Source organism: Ochrobactrum sp. RH2CCR150, assembly GCA_014138095.1.
GTDB classification, from domain to species: domain Bacteria; phylum Pseudomonadota; class Alphaproteobacteria; order Rhizobiales; family Rhizobiaceae; genus Brucella; species Brucella gambitense.
In genome coordinates, this window is the sequence record JACGXE010000005.1 from 155,719 (window position 1) to 179,809 (window position 24,091).

The window sequence follows — 24,091 nt, forward strand, 5'->3', positions numbered from 1 at the left end:
CGAATAATTGGAGCGAGATGGTGGGGGAGGCAGGTTGTCTTGTCAATTGCAGCTTTTTGAAGAGCAAATGACAGTCAGGCCGTCTCGAAAGGAATAAGGCGGGTGTCGCAGTCGCCGAATGCTAGCACCTTGAACAGGGTGCCCATCTGATCGGGCGCTGCCAAACGCTCCACATCCTGACGGATCTTTTCCTGAAAGGCGGCGTCGCGCCCCGTGCCCAGACGCCCTGCGCGGTCGAGCAGCCCCATGGCCAGCAGGAACTCGCCTTGCGTCATGGTACCGGTCTTGCAGCCAGAGGCACGTGCAGCCTGCTCCAAACTATCGAAATCGATATGGCTGGTCAGGTCGGCTTCACCTGGATGGGCAAAAACATCGTCATAGCCATGTTTGAGCATGGCTTGCAGCGTGTCGCCAAAGCCGGATTGCAGGTGGCCATAATCGATGTTGAGCGCTGCGCCGCGTGTCGTCGCGATACGCTGCGCGATTTCCTGCAACAGTGCGGTCCGCGCCGGGGCTGCCTCGAAGATCGTGCCTTCGGGCGTCTGTGCATGGTCTTCCGGCAAAAGCGCCGGGTCGATTCCGCCCGCACCGCTGACGAAATGGAACTCATCCTGATCATCAAGCGCAATCAGCCGTTCCACGAAGCGCCCGTTGGACTTGACGAACTGGCGGAACGGGATCGCGTCGAACAGCTCGTTCGATACGAGGATCAGCGGGCCGGTGGGGACATCGGCAAAACGTTCGAACCACGTGATGGAAACGCCCAAATCCGCGAGCTTTTGTTTCTGCTTTTCGACAAGGCGCGGACTGGTCTCAACCATGGCGACCCGCAGACCCGGCAGCATTTGTGGCGCGAGCTTGCTGATCGTGCGCAGCATATCGCTCATCAGCGTGCCGCGTCCGGGGCCGATTTCGCACAGCACGGTGTTGGCAGGGCGACCAAGCGCGTCCCATTCCGCGACGCACCAGATGCCGACCAACTCGCCGAACATCTGGCTGACTTCGGGTGCGGTGATGAAATCGCCCTCGCGACCAAAGGGTTCGCGGGTCGTGTAATAGCCGGATTCCCGGTCACCGAGGCATGCGGCCATGTAATCGGCGACGCTGATCGGCCCCGTGGTGGCGATCAGCCGTTTCAGCCGGTCTTTCAGCGTTGCTTCAGGCATCTTTGGCAGCTGCGCGGTTGGCGCGCCACATGGCCCACAGGCCGATCAGCACCATCGGCACCGAAAGCACCATGCCCATGGTCAGCCAGCTGCCGACCAGATAGCCGAGCTGTGCATCCGGTTCGCGGAAGAACTCGACCGCGATGCGGCTGAGGCCATAGCCGGTCACGAATGCGCCTGCGATGAAGCCCGGCTTCTTCAGCTTGCGACCGACCCAGACCAGCAGGAACAAGACGAAGAACAAGACGAAACCTTCGAGGAAGGCTTCGTAAAGCTGGCTTGGATGGCGCGGCAGCGGCCCGCCATTGGGGAAATAGACGGCCCATGGCGCATCGCTGACACGGCCCCAGAGTTCGGAATTGATGAAGTTTGCAACGCGCACCACGCCGAGGCCGACCGGCACACCGGCAGCGACCACATCGAACATGCTCCAGACCCTGATGCCGCGCGAGCGGGCAAACAGGATCATGGCGATGGTGGTGCCGAGAATACCGCCATGGAACGACATGCCGCCGTCCCAGACCGCGGGAATGGCGATCGGATTGGAGATATAATAGGAGAAATTATAGAAGAGCACATAGCCGATACGACCGCCCAGCACGACGCCGAGCGCTGCCCAGATGACGAAGTCGTCGAGCGCTTCGGGCGCCATGGGTGGCTGGTTATGCGTCCAGAGGCGATGGCTGCGCAGAAGCTTCTTGCCATACCACCACGCGAACATGATGCCGACGACATAGCCGAGCCCGTACCAGTGCACGGCCAGTGGTCCGATGGAAAAGATCACCGGGTCAATGTTCGGAAAGGCGAGGGCCGAAGCGGGCAGCAACGTCTCTATCATGAAATCACTCCATTTTGTGACGGAACATGCTGGACGAACCGGCCACGGTCAAGCTGTCCTGCTCCATGTCTGTAATTGCTTTCCAACATGATCACTTTCTATAGCTGCGCTTGCATCGGAACTGAGACGGCCCTATTTCCATTTTATGTTTTCAACAGGTCTCTCCTGGAAATAAGGAACGATTGCCATGACCAGCGGACAAAACCGGGTTCTCGATGAACTCGCCAAGCTTGTGACGGATGCGGCTGGCGCTGCGCAAGGCGTGCGCCGTGAAGTGGAAACGGCCCTGCGTTCGCAAAGCGAGCGCGTGCTCAACACGCTTGACGTGGTGCAGCGCGAAGACTTCGAAGCGGTGCGCGAAATGGCCATCAAGGCGCGCGCCGAAAACAGTGCGTTGCTGGCAAGAATCGAAGCACTTGAAGCACGTCTTGCCAGATTCGAAGGTGATTCCGATGCCAAACCGGCAAAATCGGCCTCCTCATCGGCAAAATCCAAAAATAATTCCTGATTATTTATTAACAGGCCGCGGGCGGTAAAAACCCTTGTCTTAGAGTCGCTTAAGGCAATGCTCGCGGCCAGCCCCTTTCATGTTTCCACATGCTTTCATGTCTCTTTTCTGAAAAGGGACTGGCGTTCAGATTCAGCATCAATAGACTGAAAACACTACATGATTCGAAGTGTGGTCATGTAGGCGGCGGCGAGGGGCTGTAGTTCTAGTTTTCGCGTCTTCAGGCTGCTTTCCAGTATCAGTTGCGTATGTGCGTGTGCCATTGAGGCGCTTGCATGCTGTTTGGCATGCCGGTTCCTCGACCGATCAATTCGTGCCTGTTTTTCTGCGCTTGGTTTTTGCGCGGCGGCGGGTGCGGGCGAGCAATTCTTGCGCGCCGGGAATTTGAGACATCCGGCTTGAGGGTGTCTCACAGAACAGGAAACGGACATGAGCCTTCTTGAGCTTGAATTCGCACGCGAGGCGCATCCGGTGGATGTGATCGAGCAGGTTGCGCATTCAAACGACTGGACATTCGAGCGGACTGGCGACGATGAAATCGCAATTTCGGTTGCGGGCAACTGGACTGACTATCACATCTCATTTTCCTGGATGGAAGATTTCGAGGCGCTGCATCTGGCTTGCGCATTCGACATCAAGGTTGCAGAGCCGCGTGTAAACGAGGTGATGCGCCTGCTTTCGCTGATCAACGAAAAGCTTCTCATGGGGCATTTCGATCTCTGGCAGCAGGAAGGCGCCATCATGTACCGCCAGTCGCTTTTGCTGGCCGGCGGTGCGGAACCGACGAGCCGTCAGGTGGAAGTGTTGCTGGGCGCAGCGCTTGAAGCTTGCGAAACCTATTTCCAGGCCTTCCAGTTCGTGGTCTGGTCGGGTGTCAGTGCGCGCGAGTCGCTGGAAAGCGTCGTGTTCGAAACAGTCGGACGCGCCTGATCAGGATCAACAGATAACCCGGCGGGACAAGCGCCGGGTTATGCTTGGAAAGACGAAAGCGGACGGATATGAGCGAAGACGCGACAATCACCTGGGCTGATTTCGAAAAGGTCGATATCCGTACGGGTACGATTGTGGAAGCGGTGCCCTTTCCGGAAGCGCGCAAGCCCGCCTACAAACTGAAGATCGATTTCGGCGAGAAGATCGGCGTCAAGAAATCTTCGGCACAGATCACCAAACATTATCAGGCGAAAGAACTGATCGGCCGTCAGGTGCTGGCCGTGGTGAATTTTCCACCGCGCCAGATCGGTCCGTTCATGTCGGAAGTGCTGACGCTGGGCCTGCCGGACGAAGCCGGTGAAGTCGTCCTCGCGGCCATCGACAAGAAAGTGCCAAACGGCGGCAAGCTCTACTGAGCGCAATAATTTCACAATTAAAAACACGCGCCGTCGCGCCCTCATCCTGAGGAGGTTCCTGAGCTTGCGAAGGAGCCGTCTCGAAGGACGAGGGGCTCGGTGCGTTTTCCCTCGTCCTTCGATCCTTCGACAAGCTCAGGATGAGGGGCCTTCGACAAGTTCAGTGTGAAGGAACGGCTTCAACCTCTTTTACGCCGGAATGTGGATGATGGCGCGCAGGCCGCCGGTCGGGGCGTCTGCGAGTGTAATGTCGCCGCCATGGCTGCGGGCAATGTCGAGCGCGATGGCAAGGCCAAGGCCGCCTGTGCCGCCCGAATCCTGCGTTCTGGCTTCATCCAGTCGCACAAAGGGTTTGAACACATCTTCGCGGCGGTCCTCGGGAATGCCGGGTCCGTCATCGTCCACCACGACCTTCAGCCATCCATCCTCATGCGAAAGCGAAAGCTCGACGTTTTGCGCATGGCGGAAGGCGTTAGACACCAGATTGCTGACGAGGCGCGAGAAGGCATTGGGGCGAACATGGATTTCGCTGTCGCCGTCGATGGAATATTTGAACCCGCGTTCGCGCAGGCGCGCTTCGTTTTCAAGTTTCTCGCACAGGCGCTTCACATCATAGCTTGCGGTTTCTTCTGCACCTTCGCCGCGCGCAAATGCCAGATAGCCTTCCAGCATGGTCTGCATATCGGCGATATCCTGATTGAGCGGCTCGACGTCGATCGAGTGCCCGGCCAGCGCCAATTGCAGTTTGAAGCGGGTGAGAATGGTGCGCAAATCATGGCTGACGCCCGACAACATCGCCGTGCGCTGCTCGATCTGGCGCTCGATGCGTGAGCGCATCTGGATGAAGGCGATACCGGCCTTGCGCACTTCTTCTGCGCCGTGCGGCTTGAAACCTTCCGGCATGGAACGGCCCTTGCCGAAACTCTCGGCAGCGTCTGCCAGCTGCTGGATCGGCTTGATCTGGTTGCGCAGGAAGGCGATGGCGATGATGAGAAGCACAAGCGCGGTGCCCACCATCCAGGTCAGGAAGATGCCGGTGTTGGACGCATAAGCCTGACTGCGTCGGGCGAAGACGCGCAGCACCTTGTCGTCGAGCTTGATGCGGATTTCGATCAGGTCGGAATCGCCCACCGTATCGACCCAGAAGGGCCGATTGATCTGGCGCGTGATCTCTTCGCTCAAGAAGTAATCCAGGATGGCGAAGAACGGCTTCGGTCCCGGCGCGGGCAGGGGATCGGGCGGCAGGATCGAAATATTGAGCGCGAGACGCTGTTGCGCAAGGCGGATCAGATTGTCGTAACCCGGTTCCTGCGGATAGGTTTCGAGAATGTCGATGATCGCCGAAATATCGCGCACGACAGCAGTCGAAAGCCGCTCGGTCACCATCTGCCAGTGACGTTCCATGAACACATAGGCGATCACGGATTGCAGCAGGACCATCGGGGCGATGATGATGATGAGCGACCGCGCATAGAGGCCTTTCGGCATCCGGCGCGCCAGCCAGCGCGAGAGATTTTTCCAGAGCGTCATCGTCTCAGAACGTCCCAAACAGCGGCCGGTTGCGTCAAATCACAACTATTCGATGCTGAGCTTGTAGCCGATGCCACGCACAGTCTGGAGCCAGACCGGGTTGGCTGGGTCCTGCTCGATCTTGCGGCGGAGACGGTTGATCTGAACATCGATAGTGCGCTCGCCGACATCGCCGTCCTGTCCGGTCAATTCATGACGTGGAATGGTTTCTCCCGCGCGTTCCGCGAAGATTGCCATAATGTCCTGCTCGCGGTCCGTGAGCTTGATGGTTTCGGTGCCCTTCTTCAATTCACGGCGCGGAATGAAGAATGTGTAAGGCCCGAACACGATCTGTTCGATCTTGGGCTGGGCAGGGGGGGCGCCGCGGCGCAGAATATTGTTGATGCGCAGCGTCAACTCGCGCGGATCGAATGGCTTTGGCAGATAATCATCTGCGCCAGCCGACAGGCCGTCGATGCGGTTGTCGGTTTCCGACAGCGCGGTCAGCATCAGGATCGGTACATTCTTTTGTTCGCGCAGCGAGCGGGTCAGCGACACGCCGGTCTCGCCGGGCATCATCACGTCGAGAATCAGAAGGTCGAAGTCGATACCTTCCAGCTTGCGGCGCGCTTCGGCAGCGCTTCCGGCAATGGTAACGCGGAAGCCGCTATTGGTTAGATACTGCGAAAGCAGGCTGCGGATTCGCGTGTCGTCATCGACAACGAGCAGATGCGGGGCGTCATCCGAGAGTGTTTTTTGTTCTTCTGCGGTCATGGCGTCTTTCGATCCCATTCAGTTTCTGTTCGCTGACGACACAGGGCCGTCGGACGCGCATATTATCGACTGGAATGTGGCACGTCTATTCGCCGTGTTTGCTTATATGTTTTTACACAAGCACTTAGTGCTACCTACCGTAACACTTAATTCCGATCCGGGTTCAAGACGGCTCTGCGCTGGAAAAAGCGTCGATCTGGGCACGGCGTTCCGGATTGACCATATTATACAGGAAGCGCTCGATGACGGCGCGGTCCTGCGGGGCGCATCCCTCAAGGGCGCGGGCAATGCGATGCGACTGCGGCAAGGCGAGGGCGAGCGTCAGCTGGCGTCCGCTTTTCGTGGGGTATAGCTTGCGGTGGCGGCGGTCGTGCAGGCCGGTTGCCTGAACCACATGGCCGGTATCGATCAGCTGCTTGAGAACGCGCGACAGGCTCTGCTTGGTGATGCGCAGAACTTCCAGAAGTTCGGCAACCGTCATGCCCGGCTTGCGATTGATGAAGTAAAGCACGCGGTGATGCGCGCGGCCAAAGCTGATCTTCTCGAGAATGAGATCGGGGTCGGCGGTGAAGTCGCGATAAGAAAAGAACAAGAGTTCGATGACGTTGAGATCGGCCGCCTCCTCGGCTGTCAACGGATTGCTTATATAATTCATGTCGTTGGTCGAATTCACATCGATGCTCCGTACTGCTGCGATAAATATGTCAGCATTATTGACATAATTCAACCGCCCAGATAATTTTCGGTAAGCGTGAGCTGGCTTTTTGGAACAATGTTTACGCTGGCGCATGCTGGAGGAGAGATAATTACGCGACCGGGTTTTCGATCACTGCTGTGGAGGCGGTGAAAGAAACGCTGCGACCGCGAAGTCCCGCGGATTGGGAGGATTATTTTTTGTCCATGCGTGCTCCAATAGAGTTTTGCGCAAAATCTTTGCCCAAGCTCTAAGCATTTCGCACCAAAAGGCCAGTATTCGCGCGGAAAAAGGCGCCCGTTTTGCCGGTAATATCGATTTAACTGGTGAAATGGGAATGCGGAAACGTTTGCCCGAGCAGAATCTGCCCTGAGACAGCGCCGCAATCAAAATAGTTAGGAGCAAGAAAATGGCTGCGATTCCATTCGATCAAAGGGACGGATACATCTGGTTGGACGGTGCATTCGTCGACTGGAAAGATGCGAAAATTCATGTCCTCACCCATGGCCTGCATTATGCGAGCACGGTTTTTGAGGGCGAACGCGCCTATGGCGGCGAAATCTTCAAGCTGAACGAACATACCGAGCGCCTGCATGAATCTGCGCGACTTCTCGGTTTTGCGCTGCCTTACAGTGTTGAAGAAATCGATGATGCCTGCCGGGCGCTGATCAAGAAGATGGGCTATGTCGATGCCTATGTGCGCCCGTTCGCATGGCGCGGATCGGAATCGCTCGGCGTTTCAGCGCAGAACAACCGTATTCACGTGGCAATCGCCTGCTGGGAATGGCCAAGCTATTTCTCGCCGGAAGAAAAGATGAAGGGCATTCGCCTCGACATCGCTGAATATTGCCGCCCGGACCCGCGCACGGCTCCGTCGAAGTCCAAGGCATCCGGCCTGTACATGATCTGCACGATCTCCAAGCATGCGGCGGAAGCCAAGGGCTATGCCGATGCGTTGATGCTCGACTGGCGCGGGCAGGTGGCGGAAGCGACCGGCGCGAATGTGTTCTTCGTCAAGGATGGTGCGCTGCATACGCCGAAGCCCGATTGCTTCCTCGACGGCATCACGCGCCGCACCATTATCGATCTGGCCAAGCGTCGCGGCATCGAGGTCATCGAGCGCGCGATCATGCCGGAAGAAATGGCAGATTTCTCCGAATGCTTCCTGTGCGGTACGGCTGCCGAAGTTACGCCTGTTTCGGAGATAGGTCAGTACCGGTTCAAGCCGGCCGAAATCACCAGCACTTTGATGGATGCTTATACAGCGGAAGTGCAGCCAAAGCGCCAGGCGGCCGAGTGACTGGGTTTTAAACAGAAAAAGAGCGGCTTTCGGGCCGCTTTTTAGTTTCTTTACTGCTTATTGTTTGACATTACGAAGTTTCGGCTCAAGATTTTCATGCCGGAGTCGCGTTATTCCGGTATTGGAGCGGCTTCCGATCTGATCCTTTCAAATCGACGCTCTAATATTTGATCAGGCGCGCAAACTATTCCGAAATCGTTCATTCTTTTCGGGATGCGCTCTAACAGAGATGGGGTGACGATTATGGAATCTCTATTGCCTATCATTCTCCAGCTGGTCGCCGGTGCTGTCGGTGGCAATATTGCTGGCGCTGTCAAGAATATCAGCCTTGGGACAACGGGTAACACCGTGGCTGGCGGTATTGGCGGTGTCATCCTCGGCCAGCTTCTTCCGATGCTCTCCGGCGGTGGTGTGGATTCGATGCTAAATGGCGCAATCGGCCAGCTCGCTGGCGGCGGCGTGGGCGGTATCGTTCTGACTGCAATCGTAGGGCTGATCAAAAACTCGATGGCCAGCAAGGCCTGAGGAATGCATTTCGTGGCCGGATGGAAACATCGGGTCGAGCAAGGATGTTACTAAAATAGCAACTTGGAGCGCCCTCCAGTTTTTGGAAACGCTCCGGGTAGATGGCACAGTTTTCATGGCCAACCGGCAAGACGAACTGTTTGAGAGGGATAAAACGGACGGCCATGCGCCGTCCGTTTTTTATGGCTCGATCCGATCGCCAAGAAACGCGGCTTGAGGGATTCTTAAACCCTTTCCGTATCGGGCCAAGGCCACTATGTGTGAAACAGCACAGGCGGCGGTGACGCGATCTTCGCCAATCCACATATGCAATGGAGTATCCAGTATGGGCCAGCTACAGGCGATTATCGTCCCCGTTACCCCGTTCCAGCAAAACTGCACCATTCTATTCGACGGCGAGACCAAGAAGGGCGTTGTCATCGATCCGGGCGGCGATCTGCCCAAGATCGAGGAAGCGATCCAATCGCAGGGCATCGATGTCGAAGCCATCTGGATCACCCATGGCCATATTGATCATGCGGGTGCTGCGGCTGATTTGAAGGACAAGCTCGGCGTCGAGATTATTGGACCGCATGTCGACGACCAGTTCCTGCTCGATAATCTTGTGATGACAGGCCTCAAATATGGAATTGTCGACGGCGTGCGCAATGTGACGCCGGATCGCTGGCTGGAAGAGGGCGACAAGGTCACTGTCGCCGGACATAGCTTTGACGTGTTCCACTGCCCCGGTCATTCGCCCGGCCATGTGGTTTTCTACAGCCCCGAAGCCCGTTTCGCGATTGTCGGCGATGTGCTGTTCAACGGTTCCGTCGGCCGCACCGACTTGCCGGGTGGAGACCATGACGCGCTGCTCCGTTCGATCCGCGAGAAGCTTTTGCCGCTCGGTGACGATATCGGCTTTATCTGCGGGCACGGCCCGGGCGGACGGTTCGGCGAGGAGCGCCGCAACAACCCATTCCTGATCGGAATGGCGTGACGGATACAAAAAAAAGCCGCCCATTGGGCGGCTTTTCCTTATCGACTTTGCACTTAATTCGCCGTGCAGAAATGGTCGCGACCGTCATAACCGCGATAGGTGCCGGTATTCGCATTGAACGACCGGTAGCGGTCCGAACAATAATCGTACCAGCTGCGGCTCCACGGCTCGAAGCCTCCCTGACGGTAATAGGTTACCTGACGCGGTGGCGGAGGAGCCGGGTAATATGCAGGCGGCGGGGGTGGCGCATCGTAGATCGGCGCTGGTTGCACATAGGTCGGCTGCGGCTGGCTCAGCGCGCTTCCGATGAGCGCGCCCGCTGCAAGGCCGATCACACCGGCTGCAACAGCGTCGCCATTGCCACGGTGATGGTGACGGCCCCAGTCACCGCCGCGATCCCAGCCCGGACGGCCCCATGAATCTGCCGAAGCTGAAGCAAGAGGAGCAGCAATCGCTGCCAATGATGCAACGGCCAGAATGGTTGTCTTCGCAAATCGGTTCATTGTTCGCTCCTTCAGAAGCTCGACTGCAATTCCTCTGGTGCGGCCCCTCAAACGAGGGGGCACCATTCATGAATAATGGATTAACTCTCTCGACATGAATGGAGGCTGAACAATGGTGAAATAGGGAGCTAAGTCGTCAATCCCCGGTAAAATACACGCAGTGTCTGTAACAATTCGCGGGCAGGATTTGAGGCGCGCTTACCGCTGCGCGCGGCGGGGAAATGTCGCTCTCGCAATGCTTTCAAGCAGTTGCGCGCCAGAACGGTTTCGCTGGCCGTTCCGATCCTTTGGTGGCAGTTTCAGGATAAGCGCTGGCCCGGTCACTGTCCGACGGGCGCGTCATATTCGTGGAATCCCGGGCAATAAAAAACCCCGGTGTGAACCGGGGTCATAATTGGTATTCAGAACAATCAGCCGGTAACGGTGATGTTCACGGCCTTCGGGCCCTTCCCGCGACGATCTGGTTCGGTTTCGTAGGAAACCTTCTGATTGTCTGCGAGGCCCGTCAGGCCCGAAGCCTGTACAGCAGAGATGTGCACGAAGATATCCGCGCCACCATCATCAGGCTTGATGAAACCAAAGCCCTTTTCATTGTTGAAGAATTTGACCAGTCCGGTCTGTGCCATTGGATCCGTTCCTTTTCCTTGGCGCCACCGCTTTTTTTCAAAAAACGATGGAATTATATCTTCTGCCGAGCGCACCACACACCCGACAGAGGGTCATGCAGGCAGTTCTCGACTTAGGGAAGGAACCGATCATTGTCTGGGTATCCCCAGACCCGGAACTTATAGCGGCCCCGGCACGCCGTTCTTCCAGTCTTCCATTTGTTCGCTAAATGCCCGAACGAGTGGAGACTGATCTAAGACGCGAATTTTGGCAAGCAAATTCTTTGCGCCCACGATCTTTTGTTATCTTTGAACCGGATTGGTCGGCAATTTTTCCGATTATTTCTAGAATTTCTATGCTGTATACCGAAATAGAACAGGCTATCCTTGATATATAAGAGATCTTATAGACAAGTGGCCTGATTAAATGCCCGGATTTAATTGGGTGGCTTAATAGAGTGCGCCATCAATTGCGGGCGCAAAGATCTTTACCCGGCTTCCCTCGCGGTTAGCGATTGCGTGAGACAATGCATGCGCCGCCAGCTGCGCGCAACTTGCTACAAATACCATCTGCTTCAGCCCTGCTGTCGGCTCCAATCCGCACCGCATAGATGCCGCGCCGCCCCATCGGCGTGCGAATACGGCTGATGACCGGGTCATGGCCTTTCAAAACAGACGCGAATTGTCTGCTCAGGCGGCTCCACTGATTCACTGCCGCGCTGCGACGGAAGTTACCCGCCACCTGTATGCCCCACGGCTTCGGTTTGACACGCGACATGGGAATCGTCGCCGAGCGGATGACCGGCAGGCGGCGGCAGGCTTCCGCAAAGGAGCGCCCCGAATCAAGCGGTCGGTTCTGCACCTCCTTGCCGGAAGCAAAGTCGTCCGCCGGAGCGCCAGTGATATCCAGCACATAGTCTTCTGTTTCGAGCGGCAGGAAACCGCCGGAACGCATCCAGCTTGAGACGCGTCCCGCACCAGCATTATAGGCGGCCGCCGCCAGACCCCAATTGCCGAAAGCCTGTTTGAGATCGAACAGGAAGCTTGCGGAAGCGGGGATCGCCTGCTCGATGTCGAACGGGTCGGCCAGACCGCGCTCCTTGGCCGTATAGGGCATGAACTGTGCAATGCCTTGCGCGCCGACTGGGCTGACGGCCTGATGGTCGAACCGGCTTTCCTTCCAGATCAGGCGGGCGAAGAAATCCTTCGGTATGCCATGTCTGGTAGCGCTGGTTTCGATCAGCTGACAGATGCGGTTGACGCCCGGCACCTTCTTCTCCGGCGGCAAGGATGGTGCCGATATGCGCGGATTGGGTTCGCTATAGCTTGCCGGTGCCGGTTCTGCGTCGGCGGGCGTGATTGAAAGCGGGACGATCAGGAGCGCTGCCGTCAGAAAAGTTCCGAAACGCCGCATATCGTCTTTCTGTTCGCTTTTGCCCATGCTGTGACCCGGATTGTTTGGGTCGAAAGCCTGAATGCAGAGTAACGCAAGTTGGCGGCTTGTCGAGAGTCGGGCCGTGTAATCTTCCTATTTAAATCTTGCCGTTCGGTACGACTGCTCCATTCTAGATGAGGACAAAAGACGGATACCGGTTTCTGGAGAGGAGGAAACATGTTGAGGGGATTGTCGTGGACCAGCTTGATTGCTGGTGTGATGGTGTTGAGCGGCTGTGTTGCGGAGGGTGGCCCCGATCACAGACCACCACCGATTCGGCCCGGTAATCCGGGCCATGTGCAGGCTTGCCCGATGATTTATTCGCCCGTCTGCGGCGAGCGTCGGGGTGTTCGCCAGACCTTCGGCAACGCATGTTCCGCACGGGCTGAGGGGTTCCGCGTGGTATCGAACGGTCAGTGTAGCGGCCGTCCGGGTAGTGGCTGGAATGGCCCCGGCGTTGGTCCGGCCCGTCCGCCGCAGCATGGGACGCGGCCCGGCATGGGCGCATGCACGCGGGAATATGCGCCTGTCTGCGCGAGACGCGGCAGCGAACGGCGCACATTCTCCAATCGCTGCGAGGCGGAACGCGCAGGCTTCCGCGTTTCGGGCAGTGGCCGGTGTTGAGTTGAACGGGGAGGCGGATCAGCGTTTCAGCGATTCCGCCTCTCGATACCGCAGGGCGTCAACGAGCAGCGCGAAAGCCGGGGAAGATTGTCTCCGGCTTGGATAATAGAGATGAAAACCCGGAAAGGGCGGGCACCAGTCTTCCAGCACGCGCACAAGCGAGCCATCGGCAAGACCGTCCCGCATGTAGTCTTCCGGCAAACTGGCGAGGCCGAAACCGGCCCTGGCGGCTTCGACGATCATATTTGGCGAAGTGAGAATGAGCTGGCCTTCGACGCGCACCTTGAGCTCGCGCCCGTTCTTCTCGAATTCCCAGGCGTAAAGCCCGCCATAGGTGAGCAGTCGCAGATTGATGCAACGATGCGCGGTCAGTTCCTGCGGGGTGCGGGGGACCGGGTGGCTTTTGAAATAGGACGGCGCGCCGACAACGGCCATGCGCATGTCAGGTCCGACGGGCACGGCGATCATGTCCTGAGCGATCTGTTCGCCAAGGCGAATACCGGCGTCATAACGGTCGGCTACGATATCGCGCAGTCCGGAATCGACGGCCACTTCGACGTGAATGTCGGGATAGTCCGGCAGAAGACGCGCCAGCACTGGCCACAGAATCGACTGTGCAGCATGTTCGGAGGTGGTGATGCGAATGGTTCCGGCAGGCTTGTCGCGCAATTCGCTCAAGGCGTCGAGTTCGGTTTCGATCTCCTCGAAACGAGGACCGATGGTGCGGAGCAGTCTTTCACCTGCCTCGGTCGGGGAGACGCTACGGGTGGTGCGGGTCAGAAGGCGAAGCCCAAGCCGCTCCTCCAGTCCGCGCATTGTGTGGCTCAGCGCTGATTGGGAAACGCCAAGCTTTGCCGCCGCGCGGGTGAAACTGCCCTCGCGGGCAATGGCCAGAAAAGCCAGAAGATCGTGAATATTGTCGCGCCGCATTGATGAATCCATCTCATGAGTTCATGCCGATTATAGTGGCTAATCATCGGGGACAGAAGTTTTTAAGTTTGCCGCGATTTCAGGCGGGCAAAGAAAGGAAACATATCATGCAGATCAAGCGCATCGGGTCTCAACCTTCGACCAAGGGCTCCGCCGATTATTTCACCGGTACGGTTCGTCTCGACATGCCGTTCAGCACCACGGCACCGGCGCGTGTCGGCGGCGCTACCGTGTCGTTTGAGCCGGGCGCGCGCACGGCCTGGCACACGCATCCGCTGGGCCAGACGGTGATTGTTACGGCTGGCCTTGGCTGGGCGCAACGCGAGGGTGGCCCTGTCGAGGAAATCCGTCCCGGAGATATCGTCTGGTTCGAACCGGGCGAACGGCATTGGCACGGCGCGACGGCCACCACGGCCATGACCCATATCGCCATAGCGGAAGCGCTCGATGGCAAGGTCGTGGACTGGCTGGAACATGTCAGCGACGAAGATTATCACGCTTAAGGATATTGACCATGAAAAAGAGAATATTGGGCCGCAGCGGCCTTGAGGTTTCGGCTATCGGTCTTGGCTGCATGGGCCTTAGTTTCGCCTATGGCCCGGCCATGGAAAAGGCGCAGGCGGTCGGGCTGCTGAGAGCTGCATTCGACAAGGGTGTTACCTTCTTCGATACGGCGGAAGCCTATGGCCCCTATGTGAATGAGGAAGTTCTGGGTGAGGCGCTGGCGCCGATTCGCGACCGCGTGGTGATTGCAACGAAGTTCGGTTTCGAATTTGACGACAAGGGTGGCCAGAATGGCGTGAACAGCCGCCCCGAGCATCTTCGGGCGGTTGCTGAAGCATCGCTGAAGCGCCTCAAGACGGATGTGATCGACCTTTTCTATCAGCATCGCGTCGACCCGGCGACGCCCATCGAAGATGTGGCCGGAACGGTTCGCGATCTGATCCAGGAAGGCAAGGTCAAGCATTTCGGTCTTTCCGAAGCCGGCCCGCAAACCATTCGGCGCGCCCATGCTGTTCAGCCGGTAACGGCGTTGCAAAGCGAATATTCGTTGTGGTGGCGTGAGCCGGAAGGGGAAATCCTGCCTGTTCTGGAAGAGCTGGGCATCGGCTTCGTTCCGTTCAGCCCGCTGGGCAGAGGTTTTCTAACCGGGACCATCGACAGCAAGACGAGCTTTGCGGCAAATGATTTCCGCAATGTTGTGCCGCGTTTTTCGACGGAAGCCCGCGATGCCAATCAGGCGCTGGTCGATATGCTTGGCCAGATAGCGGAAGCCAAGGGTGTCACGCGAGCCCAGATCGCGATTGCGTGGTTGCTGGCGCAGAAGCCGTGGATCGTTCCCATTCCGGGCACGACGAAGCTGCATCGTCTGGAAGAAAACATCGGTGCCACCAATGTGGAACTGAATGCCGATGATCTGAACCGCATCGAAGCAGCGCTTTCCGAAATCACTGTGCAGGGCGACCGCTATCCGGCGCATCTGCAGCAACGCGTTGATCGGTAACCCCGTTCAAGAGGAGCGAAGACCATGCAGGGAATTCAGGACAAGGTTGTCGTCATCACTGGTGCAAGCAGTGGTCTGGGGGAAGCTTCGGCACGGCGGTTGGCCGGAGGCGGGGCCAAGCTTGTGCTCGGCGCACGGCGTCTCGACCGGCTACAGGCGCTGGCCAACGAGCTGGAACTGGGCGAGGGCGCGGTTCTGCATACGGATGTCACAGATCGCATTCAGGTGCAGCGTCTGGTCGATCAGGCCGTGAAACTGCATGGTCGTGTCGATGTGCTCATCAACAATGCCGGGCTGATGCCGCATTCGATGCTCGAACTCGGCAAGGTGGACGACTGGGATCGCATGATCGACGTCAATATCAAGGGCGTACTCTACGGTATCGCTGCCGCACTGCCGCATATGCGCAAGCAGATGAGCGGCCACATCATCAATGTCTCGTCAGTGGCGGGGCACAAGGTGGGGCCGGGCGGCGCTGTCTATTCGGCAACCAAACATGCGGTGCGGGTCATTTCCGAAGGACTGCGTCAGGAAGTAAAGCCGTACAATATTCGCACGACGATCATATCGCCGGGTGCGGTGGCGACGGAGCTTCCCAACAGCGTCACCGATCCGCAGCAGGCCGAACGCGTGAAAGCACTTTACAAAAATGTGGCTATTCCTGCGGATTCCTTCGCGTCTACTGTGATTTTCGCGATGAGCCAGCCGGACAATGTGGACATCAACGAAATCCTGTTCCGTCCAACCGCGCAGGAATACTGATCAGAAACAAAAGCGGGTCCTGCATTTTTGGTGCAGGACCCGTTTTCCTATCTTCCCGGACGACCGGTCTTGCCGGGCCGCCGTTTCTTGCGGGATACTTCCGCCGGGTCTTCGTAAGAACCGATACCGGCGCGCTCGCGGCGAACTGGGGCCTCTCCACCGGCTGGAATTTCCGTCCGCTTCACTGTCATTTCATCCAGCGTATTCTTGCGGAATTTCGTCTCCGGCGCGGTAGGCAGAGGGCCTTCGTGGCGCGGCTTCGCCATATCGGTGCCCGGCCCCATATTGTCGAGCGACGGTTTCTGGAACAGCGACTTGCCGCCGGTGTCATCTACCGTACGATGCGCCTTGCGCCCGGCATTATGGCGGCCCTTGGTGCGTCCCGTAACCGGGCTTTCCAGTTCCACCTCGCGCGCCAGCGGATCGTCGGCAATGGCCAGTTCGGTCTCGCGCAGGCGCTTGATCTCGTCGCGCAGGCGCGCAGCCTTTTCGAAGTCGAGATCGGCAGCGGCATCGCGCATCTGCTTTTCCAGATATTCCAGATGGGCCTGAAGATTGTTGCCCATCATTCCGCCTTCTTCGGCAAAGCCCGAAATGTCGGCGCGGACATGGTCGCGTTCGTAGACCGAGTTCAGAATGTCCGAAATATTCTTCTTCACCGAAGCCGGTGTGATGCCATGCTCTTCATTATAGGCCACCTGCTTTTCGCGGCGGCGGCTGGTTTCATCCATGGCGCGCTGCATCGAGCCGGTGATGTTGTCGGCGTAGAGAATAACCTTGCCGTCAACGTTACGTGCCGCACGACCGATGGTCTGGACCAGTGAGGTTTCAGACCGCAGGAAGCCTTCCTTGTCGGCGTCGAGAATGGCGACGAAACCGCATTCGGGAATGTCGAGACCTTCACGCAGAAGATTGATGCCAATGAGCACGTCAAACGCGCCAAGGCGCAGATCGCGGATAATCTCGATACGCTCCAGCGTGTCGATATCCGAGTGCATATAGCGCACGCGCACGCCCTGTTCGTGCAGATATTCGGTCAGGTCTTCCGCCATGCGCTTCGTCAGCACCGTGACCAGCGTGCGGTAACCCTTCTTCGCCGTGTCGCGTATTTCGCCAAGCACGTCGTCCACCTGCGTCTTGGCGGGGCGGATTTCCACTGGCGGATCGATAAGGCCGGTCGGGCGAATGACCTGTTCGGCAAAGACGCCGCCCGCTTCTTCCATTTCCCAGCCGCCCGGCGTTGCCGAAACGGCAATGGTCTGCGGACGCATGGCGTCCCATTCCTCGAATCGGAGCGGACGATTGTCCATGCAGGATGGCAGACGGAAGCCATATTCGGCCAGCGTCGCCTTGCGCCTGAAGTCGCCGCGATACATGCCGCCGATCTGCGGGACGGTGACGTGGCTTTCGTCGATGAAAACCAGTGCATTGTCCGGGATATATTCGAACAAGGTCGGCGGCGGTTCGCCGGGATTGCGGCCGGTCAGATAGCGCGAATAGTTTTCGATGCCCGCGCAGGAGCCGGTGGCCTCCAGCATTTCAAGATCGAAAGTCGTGCGCTGTTCCAGCCGCTGCGCTTCCAGCAGACGCCCGGCATTATTCAATTCGATGAGGCGATGCTTCAGCTCTTCCTTGATCGACTTCATCGCCTGATTAAGCGTGGGTCGCGGCGTGACATAGTGCGAATTTGCGTAGATCTTGACCGACTTCAGATCGCCGGTCTTCTGGCCGGTGAGCGGGTCGAACTCAGTGATGGTCTCGATTTCGTCGCCGAACAGCGAAATGCGCCATGCCCGGTCTTCCAAGTGGGCCGGGAAGATTTCAATCGTATCGCCACGGACGCGGAACGAGCCGCGCACGAAATTGATGTCCTGACGCTTATATTGCTGGGCCACGAGGTCGGCGAGCAATTGCCGCTGGTCGAGCCGGTCGCCGATCTTCATTTCGAAGGTCATGGCCGTATAGGTTTCGACCGAACCGATACCGTAGATGCACGAGACCGAAGCGACGATGATTACGTCGTCGCGCTCGAGCAGCGAGCGCGTCGCGGAGTGTCGCATACGGTCGATCTGTTCGTTGATCGAGGATTCCTTCTCGATATAGGTGTCCGAGCGCGGCACATAGGCTTCCGGCTGGTAGTAGTCGTAATAGGAGACGAAATACTCAACCGCATTGTTCGGGAAGAAGTTCTTGAACTCACCGTAAAGCTGCGCGGCCAATGTCTTGTTGGGCGCGAGAATCAGGGCCGGGCGTTGGGTCTCCTGGATGACCTTGGCCATAGTGAAGGTCTTGCCGGAACCGGTGACGCCGAGCAGCACCTGTGTCCGGTCGTCATTGGTCAGCCCTTCGACCAGATCATGGATCGCCGTCGGCTGGTCGCCGGACGGTTCGAACGGCGTTTCCATCTCGATAGAAATGCCGCCTTCGGATTTGTCCGGGCGGGAAGGGCGGTGCGGCGTCCAGAGCTGTCCGTTCTTGAACAGTGGATTGCCGGATTCGATCAGGTCGGACAGCGCCTTGACGGTTGCTGTCGCACCCGACGCGTTTAGTCCTGCAGCATCTTCTAGACTGATATCCAGCCCGGCGACCGGATTGAGGCCTGCGGCTGCGCGCTCCTTGGCGGAAGCCGCGCCGCCCATCGACGTGCCGCGACCGCTGCGCGTTGCTTCCTTGCTGCGCTCGGGGATCTTCTTCGGTGTCTTGGCAGGTTTCGAGGCCTTGGCGGTAGGCTTTGTCGCCTCGTCGCCAATTTCCTTCGCCCAGTCGGCGATGGAGCCACTGAGCGGCGTGCCTGAGTATTCGGCCTGAGGCATTTCGCCGAAACCGCTTGAATGCGGCTTTTCGCCAAAGCCGTCAGCTGCGTCGTGCGAATCCGGAGTGTATTTGTTCTTGGAGGAAGCCATGTCGCTAATATGGAATTTCGCCATGCAAATGAAAAGAGCACGGCGGTAAAATCCAACTTGTTGTGGGTTCCTGCCGGCCGGCTCCTGACAGAAGGTTGTCAGGAAGTCGCGGCAATCGCGAACTGTTGATGGGAGGGCGCAAGCCTCTTATCGGAACCGCGAGACGAGCAGGGTGCGATGCCGCATGTTTTTCATAATGAGTTTGTCTCATAATCCGGCAGAATCATTTTTGTTTAAAGGATTGATTGATGAGCGTTGCAGATAAGCCCAAAGGCGAACTGACCTTGCGCGTTCCGGCCATGCCGAAGGACGCCAATTCGGCATTCGATATTTTTGGTGGCTGGGTCATGTCGCAGATGGACTCGGCCTCCGGTATTCGTGCGGAAGAGCGCGCGCGTAGCCGCGTCGTCACCGCAGCCGTGCGCGAGATGTCCTTTGCCAAACCGGTGAAGATCGGCGACGTATTGTGTGTCTATACGGAAATTACCAAAGTCGGTCGTACCTCGATCACCTTGCGCGTCGAAGCCTGGGCGCAGCGCGCTTCCCAGCAGCGCATGGAACTGGTGACGCATGGGGAATTCGTCATGGTGGCGCTGGACAAGGAAGGCAAGCCGTCTCCGGTCCCGGAAGAATAGGCCGGAAGCCCTTTTCGCTTGATATCAACCCGGCGTTTTCGCCGGGTTTTTATTTACAGGCGCGATAGCCGCTACGACGCTGCATCAGATCGAAGTGAAAATGGTCTGCATGTTCCGGGTTGTAGCCCGGTCCGAGCACCGTGGTGAAATAATCGCAGGCATCTGAACGAACGCTGTTAAGCAGGCCTTTTTCGCGGAAAGCGAAGAAGCCGGGTCTGCGCACCGAAATGTCCTTGCCGTTGTTCAGCTTGATCCGGGTTACGTCGATGGCGTTCCCGCGCGAATGTTCGGACATTTTCGCGCCGCGGCGATGGTTCATCGTGCGGCAGGAATAGCCGCCCGCATTATAGATCGTGTTGACACTCGACAGATAGCGCAGGCGCGCGGCGGGTTGCAGATCGCCCTTGATCCAGCGCGCAAAGGTTTCCGTCACCTGACAGTTCAGCGTTGCAGCCGGTTTGAAGGCGATGGAGCCGCTGTTGAAGCCCGACACTTCAATCGGATTGTCGATATTGCAGGATGCGCTGCGATGGATCGGCGGCTTTTCCTTGAAGACAACGCCCAATCGCTTCAGCCGCGTACGGCACGCCGCTTCCGAATTCGACATGGTGTAGATGTTTTCAGCCGCCGTGACCGGGTTTTGGACCGGCGCTGTGAAGCCGTAATCGCCCGCATATTGCGGCTCGTTTTGCGGTGCGGGCTGGGCAGTATGGGTTTCTTCTTCCTCCGCCAGTCCGACGACGCGGTCCTGCTGGGGCGCTGGTGTCATGGCGGCGTCGGGCAAGGGCGAGCCAGCCACAGGCGCGGGTTCCATCGGCACATCGGCGACCGGAGCGGATGGCATCGGGGCGCTGGCCACATCCGTGCTGGGCACCATGATATCCGAATTTCCGACATCGGCTTGCGGGCGCGGCGGGCGCTCGCCTGAACAGCCAGCGGCCAGTATCAGCAGGAGCACGGAAGCCGCCGGACCAAGACGGCGCAGTCGCGGACGCGCATGATCGCGATCTGTGATGGCGGACAACGCAAAACTCATGTCCTTGCCTTCTGCTCGTGGGGCTTTTCCGGTGGGAATCCGGCGTTTCCTGTATCCTATGAGAGAAGCGTAAAGGAAGAGTCAGTGCCCGCGTTAAGCGCTGTGGCGCAATCTGGGCAATGAGGGGGCGAGCCTGTGATGCTCGCTATTTTTTGACTGTCCGCTCGGCTGTTTTTTGCATGGTGGCATGCAAAACCATTTCGCACTTTTGCCGGAAATGCTCTATCGCTTACCCTGTGGTTCAGGGCCAGACCGCAGACAAGACCATCCTCCCGGTCCCAAAAGTTTCACCCATGTCAGCACTGATTTCGCCAAGCATCCTGCCGATCCTGCTTCTGATCGGCTCGAATATTTTCATGACCTTTGCGTGGTACGGCCATTTGAAATTCACCAATACGCCGCTGGCTATCGTGATTTTCATCAGCTGGGGTATCGCGCTGATCGAATATTGTCTCGCAGTACCGGCCAATCGTATCGGGCACGAAGTCTATTCGGCGGCTCAGCTCAAGACGATACAGGAAGTGATCACGCTGGTGATCTTCAGCCTGTTCTCGGTCTTCTATCTGAAGGAAGCCTTCACCTGGCACCACCTGCTGGGCTTTGCCTTCATTGCAGGCGGCGCAGCGCTGATCTTCAAGGCGTAGAGCTTAATTAGCCGGTTCCGTCGCTGGAACCGGTTCGTCCTTGCGGTTCCAGAACATCGGGACAAGCTCGACGGCCAGCATGGCCGCAAACAGCATGCCGCAGCCGATGAAACCGATGAAGCTTAGCCGCTCGCCGAGGAAGATCGCGCCGAACATGGCCGCGAACAGCGCTTCCGAAGACAGGAAGATCGCAGCCTGTGCGGAGGTCGTATAACGCTGACCGATGGCTTGCAGCGTAAAGGCGATGCCCGACGAGAACACGCCGGTGAACAGGATTTCTTTCCATGTCAGGGCGATGGCGTTCCAGTTGAAGTCCTCAACAACCGATGCAATGGCCAGTCCGATAACGGCGGCGGTGGCAAACTGAACGCAGCTCAGCATGACTGGACGTCCGGCGCGGTTGGCGCGGCTGATCAGCAGCACCTGCATGGCCCAGAATGTTGCGCCGCAGATCACCAGCCAGTCGCCGGTCTTGAGCGCGGTCAGCTCCCCGCCCGACAGCAGGAAAATCCCGGCCAGACAGAAGGCGGCGCTTGGCCAGACGATCGGATGTGGCCATGTGCGGAACAATAGCACGCCCAGAACAGGCACCATCACGACATAAAGCCCGGTCAGGAAACCGGCATTGGTGACCGACGTGGTGATGAGGCCGATCTGTTGCAGCAGCAGGCCGGTGAAAAGCACAGCGCCCACGACAATGAAATAGCTATAGTCGGAAGCCTTCAAACGGGCAGGCGCACGACGGCCTTCGGCAAGTGCCCATGGCAGCACAGTCAGTGCGGCAATAGCAGAGCGAACGCCGATAAACAGGAACGGTCCAATGCTGGCCATCGCGGTCGACTGGGCGACAAAACCCATGCCCCAGATCACGCCAGCCAGAAGCAGGACAAAATTGGCTTGCGTGCGCGTCATCATGGCCTCGGATTGCAAAAGAAGAAGGTCCGGGCCTATTTGGCCGCCGGAATTGCCTAACCTATAGGCAAAAGCCGGGTGGCGCGGCAAGGGGCGTCTGCTTTCTGCGACAACACTGCAGATGTGTCTCTAAAATAAGCTCTTTGTCTGGAGATTTGACAGGGGTGGTTTTTTCCGCGTGAAAAGATCGCCAGAAATGCTATAGTTCCGCGAATTAGTCGTTTGAACGGTTCCGAAACGGGTGTTTCGGTGACCGTTTTCTTTTTGTGTATCGGGGGGTGTTGCAGCTCCCGGAGGGCACCTCGCAGCGTGGTTTCGCTGGCGGGGTGAGGCGGGCAACCAAACTGCCGGCGCGTTGAGTTCTTGGAAAGAGACGGGCGCCGGGCGAAGGAAAGGACTGGGTATGGAAAAGTTCCCTATGACCCCTCGCGGTTTCGAAAAGCTCAAGGAAGAGCTCCGCTGGCGTCAGCAAAACGAGCGTCCTCGGATCATCGAGGCTATCGCTGAAGCGCGTGCCCATGGCGATCTGTCGGAAAACGCCGAATATCACGCTGCCAAGGAAGCCCAGAGCCTCAATGAAGGCCGCATCAACGAGCTGGAAGATGTCGTTGCGCGCGCCGAAGTGATCGACGTTACCAAGCTGAGCGGCGACCGAATCAAGTTCGGTGCGACGGTCACGCTGATCGACGAAGACACCGAAGAAGAGAAGGTCTATCAGATCGTCGGCGATCAGGAAGCCGATGTGAAGGAAGGCCGTATTTCGATCTCGTCGCCAATTGCGCGCGCCATGATCGGCAAAACCGAAGGTGATACGATCGAGGTCAATGCACCGGGCGGCTCGCGTTCCTATGAGATCGTTACGCTGAAATTCGTCTGATCGCTGTGCTCCATTCAAACCAGGTTCCCGTTCAAAGTGTCGAGGTTGTAGCTCCCAACTTCAAGCAGCGCCTTTCCGGCGTGACCTCGACAATTGTCCAGCTCATTCCTTTGCAGCGTGCGAAGGGGCTGAACATTGCCACAATGGGACCGGGTTTGCCGGACAGCCTGCCGCATCTGGGGTGGGGCGCTCTTTTGTCCTTCTGGTCAGCGCCCAAAAAGCGGCGCTTCCGGATCTGGCACGCGCGGCGCAATATCGAAATGCTCGCCGGTATTTTCATGCGCCATGTTCTGCGTATGAAACTCCGGCTGGTGTTCACTTCAGCAGCACAGCGCAATCACAAGCCTTTCACCAAATGGCTCATCCGCCGCATGAATGCGGTCATCGCCACCAGCGGGCGCTCGGGCAGTTTTCTGGAAGTGCCGCATGACGTGATCATGCATGGCATCGATCTGGAGCGTTTTCACCCGCCAGTCGGCGAGGAAGATACGTTTGCTGCGTCCGGTCTGCCGGGCAAATATGCAATCGGTTGTTTCGGCCGCGTGCGGCATTCCAAGGGCACCGATCTTTTTGTCGATGCGATGATTGCGCTTCTGCCGGATTATCCGGAATGGACAGCGATCATCACCGGGCGAACCACGGCGGAACACCAATCCTTCGAGGATGGCCTCAAGGCAAGGATTGCCGCCGCCGGTTTGCAGGACCGTATTCTCATTCTCGGTGAAGTTCCGGATATTCGGGTCTGGTATCGCCGCCTGACCCTTTATGTTGCGCCATCGCGCAATGAGGGTTTCGGTCTCACGCCGCTTGAAGCCATGGCATCGAAGACCGCCGTGGTGGCAAGTGATGCTGGTGCTTATTCCGAAATGATCGTGGACGGAACCGGCAGTTTCGTGCCCGCCGGAGATGGCGAAGCCTTGCGCAAAGCCATAGAGCCTTATCTCGCAGACCCGGCAATGGCCGAGCGCGACGGCGAAACGGCGCTCGCCCATGTGCGTGCCAATTTCCCGCTCGAAAAGGAAGCCGCTGCAATCAGTGGTGTTTACGAGAAAGTCTTTGCCGGGAGCTAACTGTTCCCGGCTTTA

26 protein-coding genes are annotated in these 24,091 nt (G+C 58.0%); 14 read left to right on the top strand and 12 right to left on the bottom strand.

The features are described from left to right. Nucleotides 1–74: 74 nt before the first annotated feature. Nucleotides 75–1,166 carry a class I SAM-dependent methyltransferase gene (locus tag FHW03_RS12745; protein ID WP_182520976.1) on the bottom strand — a complete coding sequence of 364 codons (1,092 nt, stop codon included), beginning with the start codon at nt 1,164–1,166 and terminating at the stop codon, nt 75–77. Further along, nucleotides 1,159–2,004: a prolipoprotein diacylglyceryl transferase gene (lgt, locus tag FHW03_RS12750; RefSeq protein WP_182520977.1), complete on the bottom strand. Its 846-nt coding sequence runs from the start codon at nt 2,002–2,004 to the stop codon at nt 1,159–1,161. Before lgt ends, FHW03_RS12745 begins: the two co-directional genes overlap by 8 nt. Nucleotides 2,005–2,191: 187 nt before the next feature. Between lgt and FHW03_RS12755 the strand changes: the two genes are divergently transcribed. The 3 genes from FHW03_RS12755 (at nt 2,192) to FHW03_RS12765 (ending at nt 3,858) form a co-directional block, all read left to right on the top strand. Further along, nucleotides 2,192–2,512, top strand: coding sequence for an accessory factor UbiK family protein (locus tag FHW03_RS12755; RefSeq protein ID WP_078338737.1), 321 nt, complete (start codon nt 2,192–2,194; stop codon nt 2,510–2,512). Between the two features lie 429 nt (nt 2,513–2,941). Further along, nucleotides 2,942–3,442, top strand: coding sequence for a YbjN domain-containing protein (locus tag FHW03_RS12760; protein ID WP_182520978.1), 501 nt, complete (start codon nt 2,942–2,944; stop codon nt 3,440–3,442). A 68-nt stretch (nt 3,443–3,510) separates the two neighbouring features. Then, nucleotides 3,511–3,858: a tRNA-binding protein gene (locus FHW03_RS12765; protein WP_182520979.1), complete on the top strand. Its 348-nt coding sequence runs from the start codon at nt 3,511–3,513 to the stop codon at nt 3,856–3,858. A 189-nt stretch (nt 3,859–4,047) separates the two neighbouring features. Here FHW03_RS12765 and FHW03_RS12770 read toward each other — a convergent pair whose 3' ends face one another. From FHW03_RS12770 to FHW03_RS12780, 3 genes are all read right to left on the bottom strand, one after another. After that, the gene (locus FHW03_RS12770; RefSeq protein ID WP_182520980.1) at nt 4,048–5,388 is read right to left on the bottom strand and encodes an ATP-binding protein; all 1,341 of its coding nucleotides are present in this window, start codon (nt 5,386–5,388) and stop codon (nt 4,048–4,050) included. 45 nt (nt 5,389–5,433) lie between these two features. Continuing rightward, nucleotides 5,434–6,141 carry a response regulator gene (locus FHW03_RS12775; protein ID WP_078338733.1) on the bottom strand — a complete coding sequence of 236 codons (708 nt, stop codon included), beginning with the start codon at nt 6,139–6,141 and terminating at the stop codon, nt 5,434–5,436. A gap of 163 nt (nt 6,142–6,304) precedes the next feature. Beyond that, nucleotides 6,305–6,814, bottom strand: a complete 510-nt coding sequence (locus tag FHW03_RS12780) for a MarR family winged helix-turn-helix transcriptional regulator (protein ID WP_182520981.1) — start codon at nt 6,812–6,814, stop codon at nt 6,305–6,307. A gap of 430 nt (nt 6,815–7,244) precedes the next feature. Between FHW03_RS12780 and FHW03_RS12785 the strand changes: the two genes are divergently transcribed. The 3 genes from FHW03_RS12785 (at nt 7,245) to FHW03_RS12795 (ending at nt 9,636) form a co-directional block, all read left to right on the top strand. Further along, entirely contained in the window at nt 7,245–8,135 is an 891-nt protein-coding gene (locus tag FHW03_RS12785) for a branched-chain amino acid aminotransferase (protein ID WP_182520982.1), read from the top strand. 243 nt (nt 8,136–8,378) lie between these two features. Beyond that, on the top strand, nt 8,379–8,660 hold the full coding sequence (locus FHW03_RS12790) for a hypothetical protein (protein ID WP_078338731.1): 282 nt from the start codon (nt 8,379–8,381) through the stop codon (nt 8,658–8,660). Nucleotides 8,661–8,985: 325 nt separating this feature from the next. Then, nucleotides 8,986–9,636, top strand: coding sequence for an MBL fold metallo-hydrolase (locus tag FHW03_RS12795; protein WP_182520983.1), 651 nt, complete (start codon nt 8,986–8,988; stop codon nt 9,634–9,636). Nucleotides 9,637–9,689: 53 nt separating this feature from the next. On the opposite strand, the gene FHW03_RS12800 is transcribed toward FHW03_RS12795, so the two are convergent. The 3 genes from FHW03_RS12800 to FHW03_RS12810 all read right to left on the bottom strand — a co-directional run bounded on the left by FHW03_RS12800 (nt 9,690) and on the right by FHW03_RS12810 (nt 12,185). Continuing rightward, the gene (locus tag FHW03_RS12800; protein ID WP_182520984.1) at nt 9,690–10,139 is read right to left on the bottom strand and encodes a BA14K family protein; all 450 of its coding nucleotides are present in this window, start codon (nt 10,137–10,139) and stop codon (nt 9,690–9,692) included. A 410-nt stretch (nt 10,140–10,549) separates the two neighbouring features. Beyond that, the gene (locus tag FHW03_RS12805) at nt 10,550–10,765 is read right to left on the bottom strand and encodes a cold-shock protein (protein ID WP_109369482.1); all 216 of its coding nucleotides are present in this window, start codon (nt 10,763–10,765) and stop codon (nt 10,550–10,552) included. 487 nt (nt 10,766–11,252) lie between these two features. Further along, nucleotides 11,253–12,185 (bottom strand): transglycosylase SLT domain-containing protein, encoded by a 933-nt coding sequence (locus tag FHW03_RS12810; RefSeq protein ID WP_377514749.1) that lies wholly within the window; start codon nt 12,183–12,185, stop codon nt 11,253–11,255. Between the two features lie 171 nt (nt 12,186–12,356). Between FHW03_RS12810 and FHW03_RS12815 the strand changes: the two genes are divergently transcribed. Next, complete coding sequence (locus FHW03_RS12815; RefSeq protein ID WP_182520985.1) at nt 12,357–12,803, top strand: Kazal-type serine protease inhibitor; 447 nt, start codon at nt 12,357–12,359, stop codon at nt 12,801–12,803. Between the two features lie 18 nt (nt 12,804–12,821). Here FHW03_RS12815 and FHW03_RS12820 read toward each other — a convergent pair whose 3' ends face one another. Further along, on the bottom strand, nt 12,822–13,733 hold the full coding sequence (locus FHW03_RS12820) for a LysR family transcriptional regulator (RefSeq protein ID WP_182520986.1): 912 nt from the start codon (nt 13,731–13,733) through the stop codon (nt 12,822–12,824). Nucleotides 13,734–13,840: 107 nt separating this feature from the next. On the opposite strand from FHW03_RS12820, the gene FHW03_RS12825 reads away from it, so the two are divergent. From FHW03_RS12825 to FHW03_RS12835, 3 genes are read left to right on the top strand one after another with little or no spacing between them, the layout of a single operon-like run. Further along, on the top strand, nt 13,841–14,236 hold the full coding sequence (locus FHW03_RS12825; protein WP_109369479.1) for a cupin domain-containing protein: 396 nt from the start codon (nt 13,841–13,843) through the stop codon (nt 14,234–14,236). 11 nt (nt 14,237–14,247) lie between these two features. After that, nucleotides 14,248–15,237, top strand: coding sequence for an aldo/keto reductase (locus FHW03_RS12830; RefSeq protein ID WP_182520987.1), 990 nt, complete (start codon nt 14,248–14,250; stop codon nt 15,235–15,237). A 24-nt stretch (nt 15,238–15,261) separates the two neighbouring features. Continuing rightward, nucleotides 15,262–15,999: an SDR family oxidoreductase gene (locus FHW03_RS12835; protein WP_182520988.1), complete on the top strand. Its 738-nt coding sequence runs from the start codon at nt 15,262–15,264 to the stop codon at nt 15,997–15,999. Nucleotides 16,000–16,046: 47 nt separating this feature from the next. Here FHW03_RS12835 and uvrB read toward each other — a convergent pair whose 3' ends face one another. After that, nucleotides 16,047–18,902 (bottom strand): excinuclease ABC subunit UvrB, encoded by a 2,856-nt coding sequence (gene uvrB, locus FHW03_RS12840; RefSeq protein WP_182520989.1) that lies wholly within the window; start codon nt 18,900–18,902, stop codon nt 16,047–16,049. 248 nt (nt 18,903–19,150) lie between these two features. Here uvrB and FHW03_RS12845 point away from each other — a divergent pair, with 248 nt between their 5' ends. After that, entirely contained in the window at nt 19,151–19,537 is a 387-nt protein-coding gene (locus FHW03_RS12845; RefSeq protein ID WP_182520990.1) for an acyl-CoA thioesterase, read from the top strand. 49 nt (nt 19,538–19,586) lie between these two features. Here FHW03_RS12845 and FHW03_RS12850 read toward each other — a convergent pair whose 3' ends face one another. Then, entirely contained in the window at nt 19,587–20,573 is a 987-nt protein-coding gene (locus FHW03_RS12850) for an extensin family protein (protein WP_182520991.1), read from the bottom strand. Between the two features lie 293 nt (nt 20,574–20,866). Here FHW03_RS12850 and FHW03_RS12855 point away from each other — a divergent pair, with 293 nt between their 5' ends. Beyond that, nucleotides 20,867–21,217 carry a DMT family protein gene (locus FHW03_RS12855; RefSeq protein ID WP_182520992.1) on the top strand — a complete coding sequence of 117 codons (351 nt, stop codon included), beginning with the start codon at nt 20,867–20,869 and terminating at the stop codon, nt 21,215–21,217. A 3-nt stretch (nt 21,218–21,220) separates the two neighbouring features. Here the strand turns inward: FHW03_RS12855 and FHW03_RS12860 are convergent, their stop codons facing one another. After that, nucleotides 21,221–22,129 (bottom strand): DMT family transporter, encoded by a 909-nt coding sequence (locus FHW03_RS12860; RefSeq protein WP_182521184.1) that lies wholly within the window; start codon nt 22,127–22,129, stop codon nt 21,221–21,223. A gap of 403 nt (nt 22,130–22,532) precedes the next feature. Between FHW03_RS12860 and greA the strand changes: the two genes are divergently transcribed. Both greA and FHW03_RS12870 read left to right on the top strand, forming a co-directional pair. Next, the gene (gene greA, locus FHW03_RS12865) at nt 22,533–23,006 is read left to right on the top strand and encodes a transcription elongation factor GreA (protein WP_078338718.1); all 474 of its coding nucleotides are present in this window, start codon (nt 22,533–22,535) and stop codon (nt 23,004–23,006) included. Between the two features lie 5 nt (nt 23,007–23,011). Continuing rightward, complete coding sequence (locus tag FHW03_RS12870; protein ID WP_182520993.1) at nt 23,012–24,076, top strand: glycosyltransferase family 4 protein; 1,065 nt, start codon at nt 23,012–23,014, stop codon at nt 24,074–24,076. Nucleotides 24,077–24,091: the final 15 nt, after the last annotated feature.